The organism is Streptomyces kanamyceticus (genome assembly GCF_008704495.1).
Lineage (GTDB): Bacteria > Actinomycetota > Actinomycetes > Streptomycetales > Streptomycetaceae > Streptomyces > Streptomyces kanamyceticus.
On record NZ_CP023699.1, the window covers coordinates 9,921,548 to 9,939,182 of the forward strand.

A 17,635-nucleotide genomic window follows, 5' to 3' on the forward strand; every position below is an offset into this window, starting at 1 on the left:
GGCATGCGCCCTGCTCGGCGCACCCTCACCCGCGTACGTACGCGTTGATCGGTGAAAGCCCGGACAGGTCGACCTGCAGCCCGCGCAGCGCCGGTGAGTACAGGTAGGTGCGCTCCGGTACGTACACCGGTACGGCCGCCGCCTGCTCCATCACCAGGCGGTTCACCTCCGCCCACAGCTTGCCTGCCGCTTCGAGGTTCGGCGCGGCGCCCGCCGCGTCGATCGCCTCGCTCACCTGCTTGCTCTTGAGCCTGCTGTAGTTGCTCGACGTCTCGAAGGGCTGGCGTCCGTCGAATTGGTCAGGAAGGTAGTTGGCGGCGGTGGGCAGCCCGCCGCCGACGGACATGCGGAACATGTCGTACTTGCCGGCGGCCGCGTCGGCCCAGAAGGAGGAGATCGAGACCTTCTTGACGGTCACCCTGAACCCGGCCTTCTCCAGGCCCGCGCGGACGGCCTCCGCGCGGTCCGTGTCGATCCTGGTGTCCGGGTGGGCGAGGGTGAGGCGATAGCCGAGTGCGTCCGCGTCCTCGAGGAGCGCGCGAGCGGTGGTCGGGTTGCCGTTCTTGCCCGCGTGGTAGACGTCGCCGGCGCTGCTTGATCCGCGCACCCCCGGCGGCATCAGGTGAGCGGTCACGCGCCCCTGCCCTCCGCTCGCCTTGAGGACCTGGTCGGCGGGCAGGGCGGTCGCGATGGCCCTGCGTACGTCGCGGTCCTTCACCCGGGCCGTGTTGATGAAGTACGACTGGGCGTTCCAGGCCGGGAACTTGACCGACTTCGCCGTGCCGGCGGGACCTCCCTGGACCCCGGCCGGATCATCGGTCCCGGTGAAGGTCATGAACGCCTGGCCCGCGGCCGCCGAGCCGATGCGGTGCCTGATCTCCTGGAGCTGCACTCCGGTCTGGATGCGGTAGCCGTCGGGGTAGGCGCCGCGCACGGGGTCGCTGCCCTTCTGCCAGTGCGGGTTGCGGGCGAGGGTGACGTTCTTGGTGTCGGAGGGGTTGCTGGTGATCTGGTACGGGCCGGTGGACGGCAGCGCCTCGGTGCGCCCGGCCGAGCCGGTGGCCCCCTTCGGGAGCGGCGCACCCGAAGGGCCCGCGAGGACGACGTTGAAATCCCGGTGGGCACTGGCGAGATGGAAGACGATCGTGCGGTCGTCCGGTGTCTCGATCGCGTTCTTCTTCGCGGACTCGGCGTCGGCGTCCTTGAGGCCGTACAGGAACCTGCGCAGGATCGGATCGCCCGCTGCCAGCTCCGGTTCGAGGGTGCGTTCGACGGCGTACCGGAAGTCCTGGGAGCGGACCGGCGTTCCGTTGTTGTACGTGAGGCCGCGCTTGAGCTTGAACGTCCAGTCCCGGCCGTTCGGCGTCCGTCCCGCGTCCTCGGCGAGATCGCCGACGACCTTCACCGGGCGGCCGTGCTGGGCCTTGATCGTGGTGAGCCCGCGGTACACGAGGCGTGCGAGCTGGTGGTCGGTGCTGCCGGGCCACATCATGCCGGGGTCGAGCGAGGTGAAGTCCTGCGGTTCGAGCACAGTGACCTGGCCGCCCTTGCGGGCACCCTTGAGGGCGGGTGCGGGGCCCTTGGAGTCGGCGGCGTCGCCGACGACGAGGCCCGCCGTCGCGGCCCGGGTCAGCTCATCGGTCTGGATCCCGCTGCCCTCGCTGGAACTTCCCTGCCCCTTCCCCTTGGCGCCGTCCCCGCCGTCCTTCGACGCGTCCCCGAACGGGTCGACGATCGTGAGGGTCGTCACCAGGGCCCCCGCGGCCACCGCGACGATCGCACCGATGCCCCAGACCTTGGCCCGCGACCTGCCGACCGGGCGGGAGGGGGTCACGAAGGGGCCGGGGGAGGGGACGTGGGCGTACGGGGACGGGCCGGTGACCGTGGGGAGCGGCGGTGCTCCGGATGCCTCCGCGGTCGGCGGCGGGGACTGCGGCATCGGGGGAAGCGGCGGCGCGAGGGAGTAGGAGGTGGGGGCGCCGGACGAGGGCGGAGCCTGGGGGGTCGGGTTCCGTGCGCTCAGGTTCTCCAGGGCGTCACCGGCGCCCTGCGCGTCGGGGCGGTCGCCGGGCTGCTTGGCCAGCATCCGGCCGACCAGGTCGTCCCACGCGGGGGCCAGCTCCGGGCGGCGTACGGACGGCGGGTCCGGCGTCTCGTACACGTGGCCGTGCATGAGCGCGGCGGCGGAGTCCGCGTCGAACGGCGGTCTGCCGGTGAGGAGTTCGTGCACCATGCAGCCCAGCGAGTACACGTCGCAGCGCCCGTCGTCCGTGCCACGGGTGAAGCGCTCCGGCGCCATGTAGTGCAGGGTGCCCACGGGCGCGTCGGCCGTCCCCGTCAGATATCCGGCGGTGGAGGTGGCGTCGAGGAACTTGGCGATGCCGAAGTCGAGGACCTTGACCGTGCCCTCGTCCGTCACCATCACGTTCGCCGGTTTGATGTCCCGGTGCACGATGCCCGCCCGGTGCGCGGTGGCCAGGGCCCGGCAGACCTGCGCGGAGATCGCGGCGACCCGCTCGGGCGCCAGGGGCCCCGCCTCCAGGACCAACTCCCCGACCGTACGCCCGGACAGCAGCGGCATCACCAGGTACGGGACGCCGTCCGCCGACCCGTGGTCGAAGACGGGCACGATGTACGAGCTGTCGAGCGCCGCCGCGGCCCGCGCCTCGCGCACGAACATGGCGAGGAAGCGTTCCGCCTCCGCCGTCGTCGTGCCGCGCGGCGTGCTCAGGACCTTGACGGCGACGCGCCGCTGCAGCCGCGAGTCCTCCGCGCGCCACACCTCGCCCATGCCGCCCGCGCCGATGCGCTCCACGAGCGTGTACCGGCCGTCCAGGACCGAACCCTGCATCCCTGCCTCCCCCGTCGACAGGGCATCCTCGCCCGTCGTTGATCCTCAATCTACTGCCGGGGGAGGGGTGTTGTTGGCGCAGGGGTCGCAGGGGTCGCAGTGGCGGGTGCGGCGGTACGAGACGCGTCAGTCCTCGTCAGTCCTCGTCAGCCCTTGTCGAGCTCGCCCGGCGAGGGTGCCAGTGCCCAGTCGAGGGCGAAGTCGGCGACGTCCTCCCAGCCCGGTTCGCCGCACGTGTAGTGACTGCGGCCCTCGAAGAGCTTGAAGGCCGTGATCGCCTCGGAGCGTTCCGCGTTCTTCTTGTAGTTCTCGCGCTGCACCGGGGGCGGGAGCATGTGGTCGTTGCCACCGGCGATGAACAACAGGGGGGCGCGGTGGTCGTTGGCGAAGTCGTAGGTCGTCACGGCGTTCGGCGTGAAGTTGGCCAGAGAGGCCTGGAACAGCATGCGGCCCGACACCGGAATCGCGTAGCGATCGAAGACCCTCCTCGATTCCTCGACGCTCAGATTGTTCGTGAACGCGTAATGGAACTCCTTCTCCGTGATCGGCACGGCCCGGTGTCGATTGGCGGGGTTGCGCAGTACGGGGAGCGTCGCCTTGATCTCGCTGAGGGGAAGCGCCTTGAGGCCCTTCACGGCGGCGCCATCGACGGACACCCCCGCTGTTCCGTATCCGGTGTCGAGCAGCAGCTGCACGAAGACCCCGCCGAAGGAGTGGCCGATGATGATCGGCTTCGCGTCGAGTGCGCCGATGACCTCGCCGAGGTGGTCGAAGATCTCGCGTACGCCCAGGTCGACCAAGGGCGAGGGATCGTCGCGGATCGCCCGGACACCGGCCTCGCCGGGCGGGATGCCCGGATACCCGGGGTGAGGACACGCAGGCCGCGCTGTTCGTAGCGGGTGACCCAGTGCTCCCACGACAGCGGTGTCATCCAGAGGCCGTGAAGGAGGACGACCGTGTCCGCGGATGTTTCTCGATCCATCGATCTCACCCGATTCTCTCGTGGCGGAGCGCGTGGCTGCCCCTTTGCCGCCGGAGGGATGCTATGCGGGCGCTGAACAAGGGGGAACGAGCGGTGCGTTCGATCGACCGGCATCGGCGCAGGCGGTCCTGGGAGGGCGTGGTAGTAGTAGGGGAATGGAGAGCGATGAGGCACGGGCCGCGATCGACATGTTCCTGTCCGCGTTCAACGCTCCGGACGACGTCAGCGTCGTCGACCGGCTCTCGCGCGCGCTGAGCCCCGAGATCACCTTCTGGGGGCCGTGGGGCCGGTCCGAGGGCGTGGAGGCGGTGGGCGCCTTCGTCCTGGACCTGCGCCGCCACTCGGGCGGCGAAGGCACGATGGAGCGCTGCTCGGACGTCGACGCGCCGGGGGAGTGGGCGCGCTACCAGTGGCGCTACGCGGCGGCCGACGACCGGTCCGCGCTGTCGGGCACCGACGTGGTGCACATCCAGCAGGGACGCATCGCGCAGATGATCGTCTTCGCCGGGGACATTCCGGCGCGGCCGGCCGACCCGGCGCGCTCGGTCTGACGCGGTCTGGCCTGAGGCGGTCGGGCCTGACGCGGTCGGCCTCGACAGGCCGGGGCGGAAACCGTTTGTGGATCACTTCGGTGGGCTGGAACCATCCCGGGATGACATCGCGAACAGTCGGAATACCCGAGGTCGACGGCACCGAAGAGGTGGCCGTCGTGATCGACGTGATGAGGGCGTTCACCACCGCCGCCTGGGCGTTCCACCGCGGGGCGGAGAAGATCGTTCTCGCCGCCGACGCGGACGAGGCACTGGCGGTCAAGGCACGTCACGCGGGCTGGCTCGCGCTCAAGGACGGGCCGCCTGCCGACGGGTTCGACCTGGTCAACTCTCCCGGCCTGATCCGTGCGGCGGACCTGACCGGCCGTACCGTGATCCAGAAGACCACCGCGGGAACGGTGGGTGCCCTGGCGGTCGTCGAAGCGGAACTGGCGCTGTGCGCGAGCTTCGTCGTGGCGGGCGCCACGGCCCGGGCCCTGGCGGAGGCGGGCGCCGACGCGGTGACGTTCGTGGCCACCGGTGAGGACGGCCGCGCCGCCGAGGACCTGGCCTGCGCCGACTACCTGGACCGGCTGCTGGCCGGGGACGCTCCCGATCCCGGCCCTTGGCTGCGTCGTGCCCGCACCTCCCCGGCCGCGGACGACCTGCGTGGCGGGCGGCGCGGCGGCGCGCACCCCGATGATGCGGAGTTGTGCGTGGAGGTGGACCGGTTCGACTTCGCGATGAAGGTCGGACTCGAGGACGGGCTGGCGGTGCTGCGGCCGCACCGGACTCGGCCCGTGCCGCGTCGGGGAGGCGGAAGCTGACGCACGACGCCGCTCCCTTGCAGGCCGCTTGACGTTCCGCTCGTGTGACCGTGCCAGCCGGACACAACCCCCCGCTGCAAGACTCCCCGCGATCCGGCAGCCGTTCGTCGTGGCTGCGGTCCTCCCTCGTACCTCTCCCGATGTCTCCCGAGGGACTTCGCAAAGGAGCTTGCCCCATGCCCACCTTCTCGACGGCACCGATTCCCGGCCAGGACCGGACGGCACAGTGGGTCCTGGCCGACCGCGACCGGCTCATCCACCCCAATCTCCCCGGCGGCCGCACCGACCGCACCGTCATGGTCGAGGGCCGTGGCTGCTACGTACGCGACAGTCTGGGCAAGCAGTATCTGGACGCCGCCGCGGTGCTCGGCATGATGCAGGTGGGGCACGGGCGGGAGGAGATCGTGGCGGCCGCCGCCGCTCAGCTGGCCACTCTGGAGTGCTTCCACCTCTGGGAGTCCATGAGCAACGACAAGGCGATCGAACTGGCCGTACGGCTGACCGATCTCGCGCCCGCCGGTCTCGACCGGGCGTTCTTCACCAGCGGGGGAGCGGAGGGCAACGAGATCGCCCTGCGCATGGCGCGGTTCTTCCACTACCGCAGGCAGCAGCCCGAGCGGACGTGGATCCTCTCGCGCAAAACGGCCTACCACGGCATCGCCTACGGAGCAGGAAGCGTCTCGGGCCTTCCCGTGTACCACGAGGGCTTCGGTCCCCAACTCCCGCACGTACACCACCTCACCGCCCCCGATCCCTACCAGAACGCCGCGTACGAGGGCGAGGACGTCACCGAGTTCTGCCTGCGCGAACTGCGCGAGACCATCGAGCGGATCGGCCCCGACCGGATCGCGGCGATGATCGGCGAGCCGGTCATGAGCGTCGGCGGCGCGGTCGTCCCGCCGCCGGACTACTGGCCCCGGGTCGCCGAACTGCTGCGCTCCCACGGCATCCTGCTGATCTTCGACGAGGTGGTCACGGGCTACGGCAGGACCGGGCACTGGTTCGCCGCCGAACACTTCGGAGTCCGTCCCGACCTGCTCGTCACCGCGAAGGGCCTCACGTCCGGCTACGTCCCGCACGGCGCGGTGCTCGTCACCGAGGAGGTCGCGGCCGCGGTCACCGGAGCGACCGGCTTCCCGATCGGATTCACGTACACCGGCCACCCCACCGCCTGCGCGGTCGCGCTCGCCAACCTGGACATCATCGAGCGGGAGAAGCTGCTCGACAACGCGACGGCGACCGGCGGCCACCTGGCCGACAGGCTGGCCACGCTCACCGACCTGCCCGTCGTGGGCGACGTGCGCCAGATCGGCCTGATGCTCGGCGTCGAACTCGTCGCGGACAAGGAAACACGCGCCCAACTCCCCACCGGGACGGCCCCGGTGGCACAGGCGCTGCGCGAGGACGCGGGCATCATCCTGCGCGGCAACCCGCGCTCCCTGCTGATCAACCCGCCGTTGGTGATGGACCGCGCGACGGCGGACGAACTGGCCGACGGGCTGCACGCCGTGCTCGCCCGCGTCGAGCCCGACGGCCGGGTCCGGCCCTGAAACACCTGAAACGCCTACAGCGAAGGAGTACCTCATGCCGCTCCTGGACCTGAATCCGGACGAACTCCTCACGACCACACGCTCCGTGCGCAAGCGGCTCGACCTGACCAGGACCGTGCCGCTCGAACTCGTCAAGGACTGCGTCCGCGTCGCCTTGCAGGCCCCGTCGGGCAGCAACCGGCAGACCTGGCACTGGATGGTCGTGACGGACGCGGAGCAGCGGGCCGAGATAGGCCGCCTCTACCGGCGCGCGGTGCAGACGTATCTGAATTCGGAGGGAACGTGCGCGTCGCTGTTCCCCGAGGACCCCGAACGCCACGCCGTGCAGCGGCGCGTGGGCGACAGCGTGGCCCATCTGGGCGACCACATGGGTGAGGTGCCCGTACTCGTCATCCCCTGTCTCGACGCGAACGAGGCTCCCGAGTACAACGAAGCGGGCAAGTGGGGGTCGATCATCCAGGCCGCCTGGAGCTACATGCTCGCCGCCCGCGCACGCGGGCTCGGCACCGCCTGGACCACCTTGCACCTGATGTACGAGAAGGAGATCGCGGAACTCCTCGGCCTCCCCGACGGGATCGTCCAGGCGGCGCTGATCCCGACGGCGTACTCCCTGGGCACCGATTTCCGGCCTGCGGCGCGCCAGCCGCTCGAACAGGTGCTGCACATCGATACGTGGTGAATCGATACGTGGTGAGGAGCGGGCATGCGGACCGATGGGGAACCCCTACCGACGCGCAGAGTTGGTGAACTTAGGCTTTCGGCCCAGGGGTTGGGCTGTCTGAGCATGACGTCCTTCTACGCGCGGGCCGACCCCGCCGAGGCCCTCGCCACCGTGCGCCGAGCGATCGACCGTGGCGTCACCCTCCTGGACACGGCGGACGTCCAGGGCCTGGGCGAGGGAGAGCGGCTGCTCGGCAAGGCCGTCGCGGGACGGCGGGACCGCGTGCTCCTCTCCACCAAGGTGGGCCTCGAACGGGACCGGAACGGGGAGTTCCGTGGCGTACGCGGTGACCGGGCCTACATCCGGCAACGCTGCCACGGCTCCCTGCGACGCCTCGGTGTCGACCACCTCGACCTCTACGTCAAGCACTGGGCGGCCCCCGGTGAGCGGATCGAAGAGGCGATCGAGGCGCTGGCGGAGCTCGTCGCCGAGGGAAAGGTGCGCCATGTGTGCCTCTCCGAGGTCTCGGCGGACACCATCCGCCGCGCCCACGCGGTGCATCCCATCACCGCGGTGCAGAGCGAGTGGTCCTTGTGGAGCCGGGGCATCGAGGCGGAGGTGGTGCCGGTCTGCCGGGAGCTGGGCATCGGTGTCATCGCCTCGTCCCCGCTCGGACGCGGCTTCCTGACCGGACGGATCGGCTCGGTCGCCGATCTCGGCCCGGCGGCGGACTTCCGGCACGGGCTCCCACGGTTCAGCGAGTCCGGCCTCGGGCGCAACCAGGCTCTTGTGGCAGCCCTGAGGCCCCTGGCGGCGCGCCGCGACCTGACGCCGGCCCAGCTCGCCCTGGCCTGGCTGCACCACCAGGGCGACGACGTCGTACCCATCCCGAGCACCGCCCGCCGCGACCACCTGGCGGAGAACCTCGGCGCCGCCCGCGTCGACCTGACGGCCGACGAGCTGCGCGCCGTGACGGACGCGGTGCCGCCCACGGCCGTCCACGGCGAGCGGTACCCGCCGTTCCTGATGCGGCTCGTCGACAACTGAGACGACTCTGACGACTGATCCAACCGATCGAACTGATCGAACTGATCCAACTTCCGGCACTAGCAGAGGGACGAGAAGCGTGAAATTCCTGCAACTCGACCACGACGTCTGTGGAAAGCTCCTTCCCGGCCTCGCCGACCGACTCGCCGACGTGCCCTTCGACGAGCTGGAGTCCCCGGCGAGTCCGGCCATCGCGCTGTTCAAGGAGTACGGCGGCACCAATCTCCTGATCCCCCGCGCATACGACGGGGTCGGCGCCTCCGCGCTGGACGCGGTGAGGGTGATCCGCGCCCTTGGCTCGCTCGCGCCCTCGCTGGCCGTGGCCACCGCCATGCACCACTTCTCGGTCGGCATGCTGTTCGCCGTGGGACCGCTCTACGAGAGCAGCACCAGTATCCGGGCGTCCGTGCTCGACGTGGTCGCGAAGAACCGGTCACTCATCGCCTCGGGGTACGCGGAAGGGCGCTCGGGCCACGGCATCCTCAGCCCGACCGTCGAGGCCCGCGAGACACCGGGCGGCTACCTCGTCAGCGGCTCCAAGAAGCCCTGCAGCCTGTCGCGTTCGATGGACCTGCTCACGGCGAGCGTCGCGCTGCGCGGGCCCGGGGGAGACGCCGAGATGGGTCTCCTGGTGCTGCCCGCCGATACGCCGGGCATCTCCGTGCACGAGTTCTGGTCGACGTTCCCGTTGGCCGCCGCGGAGAGTCACGAGGTCCGCCTCACCGATGTGTTCGCCGGGCCCGAGCACGTCCTGCGTGCGCCCGCGAACGCCGCCGAGGAGCTGGACAAGCTCAACGAGGCGGGTGTGATCTGGTTCCAGATGATCGTCGCCGCCTCGTACACGGGAGTGGCGAGCGCGCTGGTCGACCTCGTGCTGAGCCGACGGCGGGGATCGGCCGAAGAGCGCGCACGGCTGTGCCTCCTCATCGAATCGGCCGCGTCCTTGGTGGAGGGAATCGCCCGCCGGATCATGGCCGACGACCTCGGCAACGACTGCGCGGCGGCCTCCCTGTTCACCCGCTTCGCCGTGCAGGACATCATCACCAGGACCGTCGGCCAGGCGGTGGAGATGCTGGGCGGCATGGCCTTCATCACCTCACCGAGGATCGCCTCACTGGCCGCCGCCGCACAGGCAGTCGTCTTCCATCCCCCGTCGCGGGCGAGCATGAGCGAGGCGATCGTCGACTACTACGCGGGCAAGCCCCTGTTCTTCGCCTAGCGGCCGAACGACTGGGGGGGCCGCCCGAACCGGCGGCCCCCCAAGCATGTGCGTGGCATCAGTGCCGCGGCACGAAGTCCACGACGTCGCCCGCCCGTTCGCCGCCGGACAGCTGGCTGCCCCGGTCGGTGCGGATGTAGACCCGGTGCAGCCACCGGTCCTTGCCGTCCCAGCGCGGTACGAAGGGCGTACGGGCGTGTGTCGTACGGAAGTTGTCGACGATCAGTACGTCGCCCGGGACCAGGAACACGGCCTCGCGTACCTCGTCGAGTGCCTTGGAGAGGACATCGACCGCTTCGACGTCGGCGGGCTCCTTCGGGGCGAGCAGTTCGCGGTCGTATCCGAGGAAGGGATCCCGCGGGTCCCCGTAGAGGGGTTTGACGTCGGCGATGGCTCCCGGGTCCGCCACTCCGCCGCGGAAGGCCACGTCCACGCAGCAGGGCAGGGCCTCTCGAAGAGGCGGGCGCGGACGTCGTCGGGCAGCAGGGAGAGCGCCTTGCGGACCGAAGCGACGAGGGTGGCCGCCTTGCGTTCGTGGTCCGCCCTGGAGCAGGCGAGCAGCACGTAGTTGGGCTGGCGCACGTGGTACGCCATCTCCGTGTGGAACTCAAGGAGCGTCTCGGAGGTCTCAGAGGAGAGGAAGTGCGCGCCGGGCGACGGATAGACGTCGTGGAACACGCTGGCCGCGCGCAGTTCGCGGTAGCCGGTGTGCAGACCGAGACGGCGGCCGACGATCGCGAGCATGGCCTCCTGGTTCAGGAGCGTCCTGCGCACCGGAGCGGGAGTGCTGTCGGGGGTGCGCGGCAGGGCGTCGTCGTCCTCCACCGGCAGACCGCGCAGCAGCAGGTAGCCGTTCTGGTTCCCGTCGGAGCGGAAGTCGTCGAGGGCCGCCGCCAGCGGGGCGGGCAGCTCCGTGGCGGCCGTGCGCGCCGCGGCGAGGAACCCGTGGAGGTCCCTGCGCGGAATCCGCGGCAGCCGCCCGGCGAGCACTGTCAGGTCCGCCGAGTACGCGGAGCAGTCGAGCACGGTCATGAGGGTGTCCTTTCTCGGGAGTCTCGGGAGTCGTATGAGTCTCGGGAGTGCGCGCGGGCGTACTGGTACAGCAGCTCCGCGCCGATCTCGGTGGCCAGCACGGAGGTGATGCCCCCGTGGTCGTACAGCGGCGAGACCTCCATGACGTCGAAGCCCACCGGGCGCAGCTCGCCGATGCCGCGCAGCAGGGCGAGCACCTCGCGCGAGGTGAGGCCGCCCGGCGCGGGCGTGCCGGTGCCGGGGGCGAACGCGGGGTCCATGACGTCGATGTCCACCGACACGTAGACGGGCGCTTCCCCGACGAGGCCGCGGACGAGCTCGCCGGTGCGCTCGGGGCCCAGTGAGCAGAATTCGTCACAGGTGATGATCCGTACGCCGTGTCCGCGGGCGTAGTCGAGCGAGTCGGGGCGCGGGTTGTGACCCCGGATGCCGATCTGCGCCATCCGCCGGGGATCGACGAGCTTCTCTTCGATGGCGTGCCGGAAGGGTGTGCCGTGGTGGTACTCGCCGCCGTAGAAGGCGGGGTTGGTGTCGGAGTGCGCGTCCAGGTGCAGGACGGCGACGGGACCGTGCAGGGCCGCGACGGCGCGCAGCGCGGCCAGCGTCAGCGAGTGGTCGCCGCCGAGCATGAGGAAGGCCGCGTTGTCCGACAGGAGGCCGCTCAGTCTCTCCTGGGCGGTGGCCATGGCGATGTGCATGTTGAACGGGGTCAGGTCGATGTCCCCGGCGTCGACGCAGTCGATCAGGTCGAAGGTGCCGGGCCCGCGGTCGATGCCCACGCCGTGGATGAGCCCGGACTCGTCGCGGATGGCGCGCGGACCGAAGCGCGCGCCTGGCCGGTAGCTGGTGCCGCCGTCGTAGGGGGCGCCGATGACGACGACGTCCTTGCCCCGTGGCTCCGGGTCGTGCGGCAGGCGCATGAACGTGGGGATCTGCGCGTAGCGAGGCGAGACGGTGGTGTCGATGCGTTCCACGGCCGGGGCCCCTCCCTTCCTGGTCGGGTACGTACGTGGTGTGGTCATCGCGGAACGGGACGGGCGGCGGCGCCGGACAGCCGGGCGGTGGCGGGCTCGACCCCCGCGCCGAGCACGGCGTCGACCACCGAGTCGATCGCCACGTCGTCCGGATGCCGTCCGCCGACCACGACTTGATCGAAGACCTCCCGGACCACCAGGCGCTTGGCCTCGCGCACGCGCTCCCGAGGGGCACCGGCGTCCACCAGGAGCCGGGAGAAGGACGCGCTGGTGCCCGATCCCTCGTGCACGCCGAGCTTGGGGCGGACGACGACCTCGTGCGGCAGGACGTCGCTCATGGCGGCGCGCAGCACCCACTTGTCCTGCCCGTGACGGCGCTTGAGCCCTGCCTCGAGGGACACCAGGACGTCGAGGACGTCGCGGTCCCAGTAGGGGTGGGTCGTCCAGTGGCCGCCCACCGCGGAGAGCGTCGGCGACATCTCGTTGAGGCCGTCGAAGGTATCCATGTCGTGGCAGACGGCCGTGTCGAGGCGCGGCAGCCGGTTCTCCCGGTGCATGCCGCCGAGCGGGATGTCGGCCCCGTAGCCGGTGAGGACGCGCCGCCCCGGGCCGCCGATGCGCAGGTACAGGGCGGTCAGCGGCAGCAGGTATTCGACGATGTCCGGGTCGAGGCATTCGGCGGCCCAGACGGTGTGCGGAAGCCACCGCAGAAGTTCGGCGATCGGGACGGTGATCTCCCGGTGCGCGGAGCCGATGTGCCGGGCCACGACGCGCGCCTGCGGGAACTCGTCGGCCGCGTCGGTGCCCATCGACACGGTGTCGATGGGCTTGGCCGACCGCCGGGCGGCCAGCGCCGCGACGGCCGAGGAGTCGATGCCTCCCGAGAGCACCACCAGGGGCGTGCTCCCTCCCGCGCGGGTCCGCACCGCGCGCTCCACCGCCCTGCGCACGGTGTCGGTCGCCTCCTCCTCCGGCAGGATCCGGCGGGCGAGCGGCGGCGCCCACGTGCGGTGCGGGACGCACTTCCCGGTGGCCACCTCGATGTCGAGGACCGTGCCCGCCGGAACCTGGTGGGTGCCGGTCTTTCGGCGTACCGGGCGGGCGGGGACGGGACGCCCCGGCGGGGCGTCCCGCAGCGCTTTGGCCTCCGTCGCCGCGAGGACGCGCCCCGGGGCGACGCGGACGTACAGCGGCACCGAGCCGACGTGGTCCGTGGCGAGCAGGGCCCGCCCGGACTCCGTCACCAGGGCGGCGAACCGTCCGTTCAGGAGCCGGAAGACGTGGAGGTCGTAGACGTCGAAGAGGGCGCTGACGAGAGCGGCGTCGGTGCCCGGCAGCGCGCGCCCCGGCGGCAGCAGCCGGTGCAACGCGTCCCGGTTGTACAGCTCTCCGGCGAAGACCAGCGTCCTGCCCCGGGCACGGGCGCAGGCCTCGTCCGGCGCTCCGGAGTGCAGGAGTACGGCGTGCAGGGTCAGGTCGGCCGCGCGTTCCTGCCACGTCGCCCGCGAGCCGCGTGCCGCGAAGACCGGTTCGGTCAAGTGCCCGCCGTCCTGGCGGAGTTCGGTGCGGAAGCCGATGGCGGCGGGGGAGTTCGGTGTCATCGGCTTCAGATGGTCAGGGCGGCGAAACCGCCGGCCTGGAAGTCGTAGGAGACCGGCACCTCGATCAGGAACGGCCGCCCGAGCCCCGCGCCCTTGCGCAGCGCGGCGAGCAGTTCCTCACGGCTGGTGGCCCGGGTGGCCTCGACGCCGTTGGCGCGGGCGAGCGCGGTGAAGTCGACGTCGGTGAACTTGACCGCGGGGTCGTGGGACCGGTGGTGGCCGATGTTCTGGTAGAGCTCGATCAGGCCGTTGGTGTTGTTGTTGACGACCACGGTGACGATGGGCAGGTTGAGCCGGGCGATGGTCTCCAGATCGGCGCTGTTGGAGTGGAAGCCGCCGTCGCCCGCGATGAGGAAGGTCGGCTGTCCCGGCCGGGCCAGCTGCGCGCCGATCGCCGCGGGGATGCCGTAGCCGAAGCTGGAGCAGCCCGCCGAGGTGAGGAAGCCGAAGGGCTGTTCGGCGCGGGCGAAGAGCACCCCGTAGTGCCGGAAGAAGCCGATGTCGGAGACGATGGTGCCCTCGCCCGCCTCTGCGGTCTCCGCCAGCACGGTGTTCATGGTGTCCATCACCTGGTGCACGCGCAGGCCGTCGTCGTAGTGGTGGGGGTCGGCGAGGAACTCGGCGATCCGCTCCCGCAGCGGCGTGATGTCGTGCGCGGCCTTCGGGCCCAGGTCGGCCGTGGCGCGGTCGAGGTGCTCCACGAAGGCGAGGACGTCGGTGACGGCGTCGACGTCGGGGCGGTAGACCCGCGGCACCGGATTGGCCGTCGGGGAGACCCGGACCGTGGTCTTCGCCACGCCGCGTTGCCACATCGAGGGCCGCAGGTCCTCCGCGTAGTCGTAGCCGAGGGTGAGGATGAGGTCCGCGGGCCCGAACAGCGTGTCCAGGGCGGGGAAGTCCAGGATGCCGTCCATGTAGCCGGTGACCGCGCCGTAGTTCAGCTCGTGCGCGTGCGGCAGGACGCCCTTGGCGATGTACGTGGTGATGACGGGCAGGCGCAGGCGCTCGGTCAGCGCGCGGATCGCGGGCACGGCACCGGAGCGGATCGCGGCGGCGCCGACGACCAGCACGGGGTGCCGCGCCGAAGCGAGCAGTTCGGCCGCCTCGGCCGCGGCGTTCCGCCAGCCGTCCTCGACCGCGCCGACCGGTTTGGCCGGGAGGCTGGCCGGGGGGCGTGACCGCGCGGTGTCCACGTCGCCGCCGAGCAGGTCGACCGGCAGGGAGATGAAGCTCGGCCCGACCGGCTCGGTCATCGCCGCGGCCATCGCCGAGTCCACCAAGTCCGTGATGTCGTCCGGGCGTTGGAGCTCCGCCGCGTACTTGGTCATCGGCCGCATGACGGCCACCGAGTCGAGGCACTGATGCGTGTCGTTGGGGAAGATGTCGTGCGATTCGGACTGGGCGGCGAGCGCGATGACCGGGGACCGGTCGAGCATGGAGGTGGCGACGCCCGTGGACAGATTGGTCATGCCAGGGCCCAGCGTGGCCCAGCACGCCTGCGGCCGACCGCTGATGCGGGCCAGTACGTCGGCCGCGACGCCCGCGGTGAACTCGTGCCGGGTCAGCACGAAGTCGATGCCGTCCGCCTCGTCGAAGAGGATCGACGCGGCCTCACGGCCGACCACCCCGAACACGGTGCGCACCCCGTGGTCGTGGAGACGGCGCAGCAGGGCGTGCGCGGTGGTCGGGTGGGTGGTGGGGCCGGTGGAGACACGGGACATGGCGGTTCCTCTGGGTGAGAGCGGATGGGTGCTGTGCCTGGGGGTGTTTCCGGCTTAGGTGTGGCGCGGATGTTTTCGGCATACGTGTGGCGCGGAGCCGAGGGGTCCGTCGGCGGTCACCGGTCACTGTGCCGAGCACACCTTGCAGAGGAGTGGGCGGTCGACTTGCACGGTCCCTGTGGACGGCTGGGGCATCGCGGGCACACGCATCCGTGTGCGCGCCCGGTGCTCGGCGTCCGACGTCGCGGGCAGCCGCTCCGGGCAACCGGAGCCCTGCATTCAGCCACGGGCAGGCACAACGCGCCCCGTAACGGGCAAGGGCGGTACCCCTCCGCCGGGAGAAAGTAGGCGGTGACGCGGGGCGACGAGGCGGTTCGGACGCGCCGCGCGCCAGCCCCGCGCCACGCGCGGCAGTCCCGCGCCACCCAGAGAGGACCGGATGCCGTAGTGAAGCCGACGAGCCTGGAACCCCGTGCCGATGTGCCCGAGCCGACAGGACCGCCGCCGATCGGCGCCCTCGGTTCGCTGTCCGTGCGCGGCGAAGGCCGCCCGCTGGAGCTGGGGCCGCCGCGCCAGCGCGCGGTCCTCGCCCTGCTGCTGATCGGCGCGGGCGGCGTGGTGTCGGTCGACTCGATCGTCTCCCGGATCTGGGGAGACGCCCCGCCCGCGACCGCCAACGCGACCCTGCAGTCGTACGTCTCGCGACTGCGCAAGCTCCTCGCCGACTGTGTCCTGCCCGACGGGTCGAGGCCCCGACTGCACTACCAGCAACCGGGGTACGCGCTGGTCATCGATCCCGAACACGTCGACGTCCACCGTTTCGAGGGAGCCGTGCGGGCAGGCAGCCGACTGGCCCAGAAGGGAAGCGTCGACGAGGCTCACGCCGTGCTGAGCGCCGCCCTGGACACCTGGGCCGGAGCGCCCTACGAGGAGCTGAGCGCATACGACTTCGCCGTGCAGGAGGCCGCCCGGCTCGAACAACTGCGGCTCAGCGCCGTGGAGTCGTGGGCCCAGTGCGCGCTGCGCCTCGGCCGCGAGGAGAACGTGCTGCACCCCCTGGCCATCGAGGCGAAGCGCAACCCCCTGCGCGAGCGGCTCACCGGCCTGTACATGCACGCCCAGTACCGGCTCGGCCGCCAAGCGGACGCCCTGCGGACGTACGAGGAGACCCGCCATGCCCTCGCCGAGGAGATCGGCGCGGACCCCGGCAGGGAACTGGCGGCGCTGCACGCGGCGATCCTGCGGCAGGACTGTTCCCTGGAGCGCGCGCCCGAGGTCGCCGTCCGGGGCGCGCGGGACGACACGCGCTGCGGCCCCGCCCCGGCCGTCGAAGAGCCGCCCCACCCGACGCCCGCCGTCGAGTCCGGGCGGATCACCATCCCCGCGCCACGGTCCCACACCGGGCGCCACCGCGACGCGGGCGCGCGGCGGCGGGCGGCAGGCGCCCCACCGGTGTTCGTCGGGCGCGACGACGAGTTGCGGGCCCTCGTCGACTCCGCGACGGGCGCGTTCCACACGTCAGGCCGGGTGGCGTTCCTGGTCGGCGAGGCCGGAATCGGCAAGACACGGCTGGTGTCCGAGCTGGCGCGGACGGTCCCGGAGGGCGTGCACACCGTCTGGGCGTCCTGTTCGGAGAGTGAGGACAAGCCGGACTACTGGCCGTGGACGACGCTCCTGCGCAGGCTGACCGCGCTCTGGCCCGACCGCGTGCGCCGATTACCCGACTGGGTGCGGCAGGGCCTCGCGCACCTGCTGCCCGAAATCTGCTCGGACGGTTGCGAGCCGCCGTTCCCCGGACCGAGCGCGCGGCCGGTGACGACGCCGCTCTCCAGGGACGCCCGCTTCACGCTGCACGACGCGGTGTGCCAGGCGCTGCTGCGCACCGTCCGCGAGCCGACGGTCCTGGTCGTGGAGGACGTGGACCGGGCCGACGCGCCGTCGCTCGCCCTGCTGCGGCTGTTCGTGGAGCAGCTGCGGAGCGTCCCGATCCTCCTCGTGGTCACCACCCGCACCTTCCAACTGGCCCACGACGCCGAGTTGCGGCGGGCCGCGGCCGTGATCCTCCAGTCACTGGACGCGCGCCGGATCCTGCTCAAGCCCCTTGACCTCGCGGCCACCGAGGCGCTCGCGTGCGGGACCCTGGGGGAGAGCCCGGAACCACGCCTCCTGGAAAGGCTCCACCTGCGTACCGCGGGCAACCCCTTCTTCCTCGGCTACCTGCTGCACGCCGGGCAGCAGGGACTCGCCGTGGACCCGGACGCCGTGATCCCCCACGAACTGGCCGGGGTCGTACTGGAACGCCTGTCGGGCCTGCCGCCCGGGATCCGCCGTCTCCTCGAACTGTGCGCCGTCATGGAGGACGGCTGCGAACAACGCGTCGTCGAGGCGATGCTGCGGCACGAAGGCATCTCCGCGGACACGGTTCCCTTGGCCCTGCACGGCGGGCTGCTGGCGCCCGACCCCGTCGGCCACGACCGCCTGCGGTTCGTCCACCCGCTGGTGCGCGAGGCGGTCCGGCATGCCCTGGAGAACACCCGTACGACATCGCCCGCCGGGGCGGCATGAGCGCGGCGTCCCCCGTTCAAGGGAGTTCAAGCGAACGACGCAGCGGTCGGCAAGCCGGGTGTGCCACGGTGGCCT

General features: G+C 71.5%; 12 protein-coding genes and 1 pseudogene. 7 read left to right on the top strand and 6 right to left on the bottom strand.

Features of this window, described 5'->3' with window-relative positions; all coding sequences use genetic code 11:
• Window positions 1-25: 25 nt before the first annotated feature.
• Together CP970_RS42910 and CP970_RS42915 are read right to left on the bottom strand one after the other, a co-directional pair.
• Entirely contained in the window at window positions 26-2,851 is a 2,826-nt protein-coding gene (locus CP970_RS42910) for an ABC transporter substrate-binding protein (RefSeq protein WP_150494681.1), read from the bottom strand.
• 146 nt (window positions 2,852-2,997) lie between these two features.
• On the bottom strand, window positions 2,998-3,768 hold the full coding sequence (locus tag CP970_RS42915) for an alpha/beta hydrolase (RefSeq protein WP_398656799.1): 771 nt from the start codon (window positions 3,766-3,768) through the stop codon (window positions 2,998-3,000).
• 220 nt (window positions 3,769-3,988) lie between these two features.
• Here CP970_RS42915 and CP970_RS42920 point away from each other — a divergent pair, with 220 nt between their 5' ends.
• From CP970_RS42920 to CP970_RS42945, 6 genes are all read left to right on the top strand, one after another.
• Window positions 3,989-4,384, top strand: coding sequence for a nuclear transport factor 2 family protein (locus tag CP970_RS42920; RefSeq protein ID WP_055545175.1), 396 nt, complete (start codon window positions 3,989-3,991; stop codon window positions 4,382-4,384).
• 101 nt (window positions 4,385-4,485) lie between these two features.
• Complete coding sequence (locus CP970_RS42925; protein ID WP_055545176.1) at window positions 4,486-5,190, top strand: 2-phosphosulfolactate phosphatase; 705 nt, start codon at window positions 4,486-4,488, stop codon at window positions 5,188-5,190.
• A gap of 176 nt (window positions 5,191-5,366) precedes the next feature.
• Window positions 5,367-6,740, top strand: a complete 1,374-nt coding sequence (locus tag CP970_RS42930) for an aminotransferase family protein (RefSeq protein ID WP_055545177.1) — start codon at window positions 5,367-5,369, stop codon at window positions 6,738-6,740.
• A 34-nt stretch (window positions 6,741-6,774) separates the two neighbouring features.
• A complete protein-coding gene (locus CP970_RS42935) occupies window positions 6,775-7,419 on the top strand; it encodes a nitroreductase family protein (protein ID WP_055545178.1) in 645 nt (214 codons plus the stop codon).
• A 24-nt stretch (window positions 7,420-7,443) separates the two neighbouring features.
• The gene (locus CP970_RS42940; RefSeq protein ID WP_055545179.1) at window positions 7,444-8,448 is read left to right on the top strand and encodes an aldo/keto reductase; all 1,005 of its coding nucleotides are present in this window, start codon (window positions 7,444-7,446) and stop codon (window positions 8,446-8,448) included.
• A gap of 79 nt (window positions 8,449-8,527) precedes the next feature.
• On the top strand, window positions 8,528-9,667 hold the full coding sequence (locus tag CP970_RS42945; RefSeq protein ID WP_055545180.1) for an acyl-CoA dehydrogenase family protein: 1,140 nt from the start codon (window positions 8,528-8,530) through the stop codon (window positions 9,665-9,667).
• Between the two features lie 58 nt (window positions 9,668-9,725).
• On the opposite strand, the pseudogene cs1 reads toward CP970_RS42945, so the two are convergent.
• The 4 genes and pseudogenes from cs1 to CP970_RS42965 all read right to left on the bottom strand — a co-directional run bounded on the left by cs1 (window position 9,726) and on the right by CP970_RS42965 (window position 14,995).
• Window positions 9,726-10,699 (bottom strand): annotated as a pseudogene (cs1, locus tag CP970_RS42950) (clavaminate synthase Cs1).
• Window positions 10,696-11,673 carry an agmatinase gene (gene speB / locus CP970_RS42955; protein WP_055545182.1) on the bottom strand — a complete coding sequence of 326 codons (978 nt, stop codon included), beginning with the start codon at window positions 11,671-11,673 and terminating at the stop codon, window positions 10,696-10,698. The pseudogene cs1 and the gene speB overlap by 4 nt, the downstream one beginning before the upstream one ends.
• Window positions 11,674-11,717: 44 nt before the next feature.
• Window positions 11,718-13,274, bottom strand: coding sequence for an asparagine synthase-related protein (locus tag CP970_RS42960; protein WP_055545183.1), 1,557 nt, complete (start codon window positions 13,272-13,274; stop codon window positions 11,718-11,720).
• A 5-nt stretch (window positions 13,275-13,279) separates the two neighbouring features.
• On the bottom strand, window positions 13,280-14,995 hold the full coding sequence (locus tag CP970_RS42965; protein WP_055545184.1) for a thiamine pyrophosphate-binding protein: 1,716 nt from the start codon (window positions 14,993-14,995) through the stop codon (window positions 13,280-13,282).
• Window positions 14,996-15,442: 447 nt separating this feature from the next.
• Between CP970_RS42965 and CP970_RS42970 the strand changes: the two genes are divergently transcribed.
• Entirely contained in the window at window positions 15,443-17,560 is a 2,118-nt protein-coding gene (locus CP970_RS42970; protein WP_055545185.1) for a BTAD domain-containing putative transcriptional regulator, read from the top strand.
• Window positions 17,561-17,635: the final 75 nt, after the last annotated feature.

Bases quoted from the DNA above. Each gene is read 5' to 3' on its own strand.
- CP970_RS42910 (WP_150494681.1), bottom strand. From the start codon at position 2,851: ATGCAGGGTTCGGTCCTGGACGGCCGGTACACGCTCGTGGAGCGCATC.
- CP970_RS42920 (WP_055545175.1), top strand. From the start codon at position 3,989: ATGGAGAGCGATGAGGCACGGGCCGCGATCGACATGTTCCTGTCCGCG.
- CP970_RS42925 (WP_055545176.1), top strand. From the start codon at position 4,486: ATGACATCGCGAACAGTCGGAATACCCGAGGTCGACGGCACCGAAGAG.
- CP970_RS42930 (WP_055545177.1), top strand. From the start codon at position 5,367: ATGCCCACCTTCTCGACGGCACCGATTCCCGGCCAGGACCGGACGGCA.
- CP970_RS42935 (WP_055545178.1), top strand. From the start codon at position 6,775: ATGCCGCTCCTGGACCTGAATCCGGACGAACTCCTCACGACCACACGC.
- CP970_RS42940 (WP_055545179.1), top strand. From the start codon at position 7,444: ATGCGGACCGATGGGGAACCCCTACCGACGCGCAGAGTTGGTGAACTT.
- CP970_RS42960 (WP_055545183.1), bottom strand. From the start codon at position 13,274: ATGACACCGAACTCCCCCGCCGCCATCGGCTTCCGCACCGAACTCCGC.
- CP970_RS42965 (WP_055545184.1), bottom strand. From the start codon at position 14,995: ATGTCCCGTGTCTCCACCGGCCCCACCACCCACCCGACCACCGCGCAC.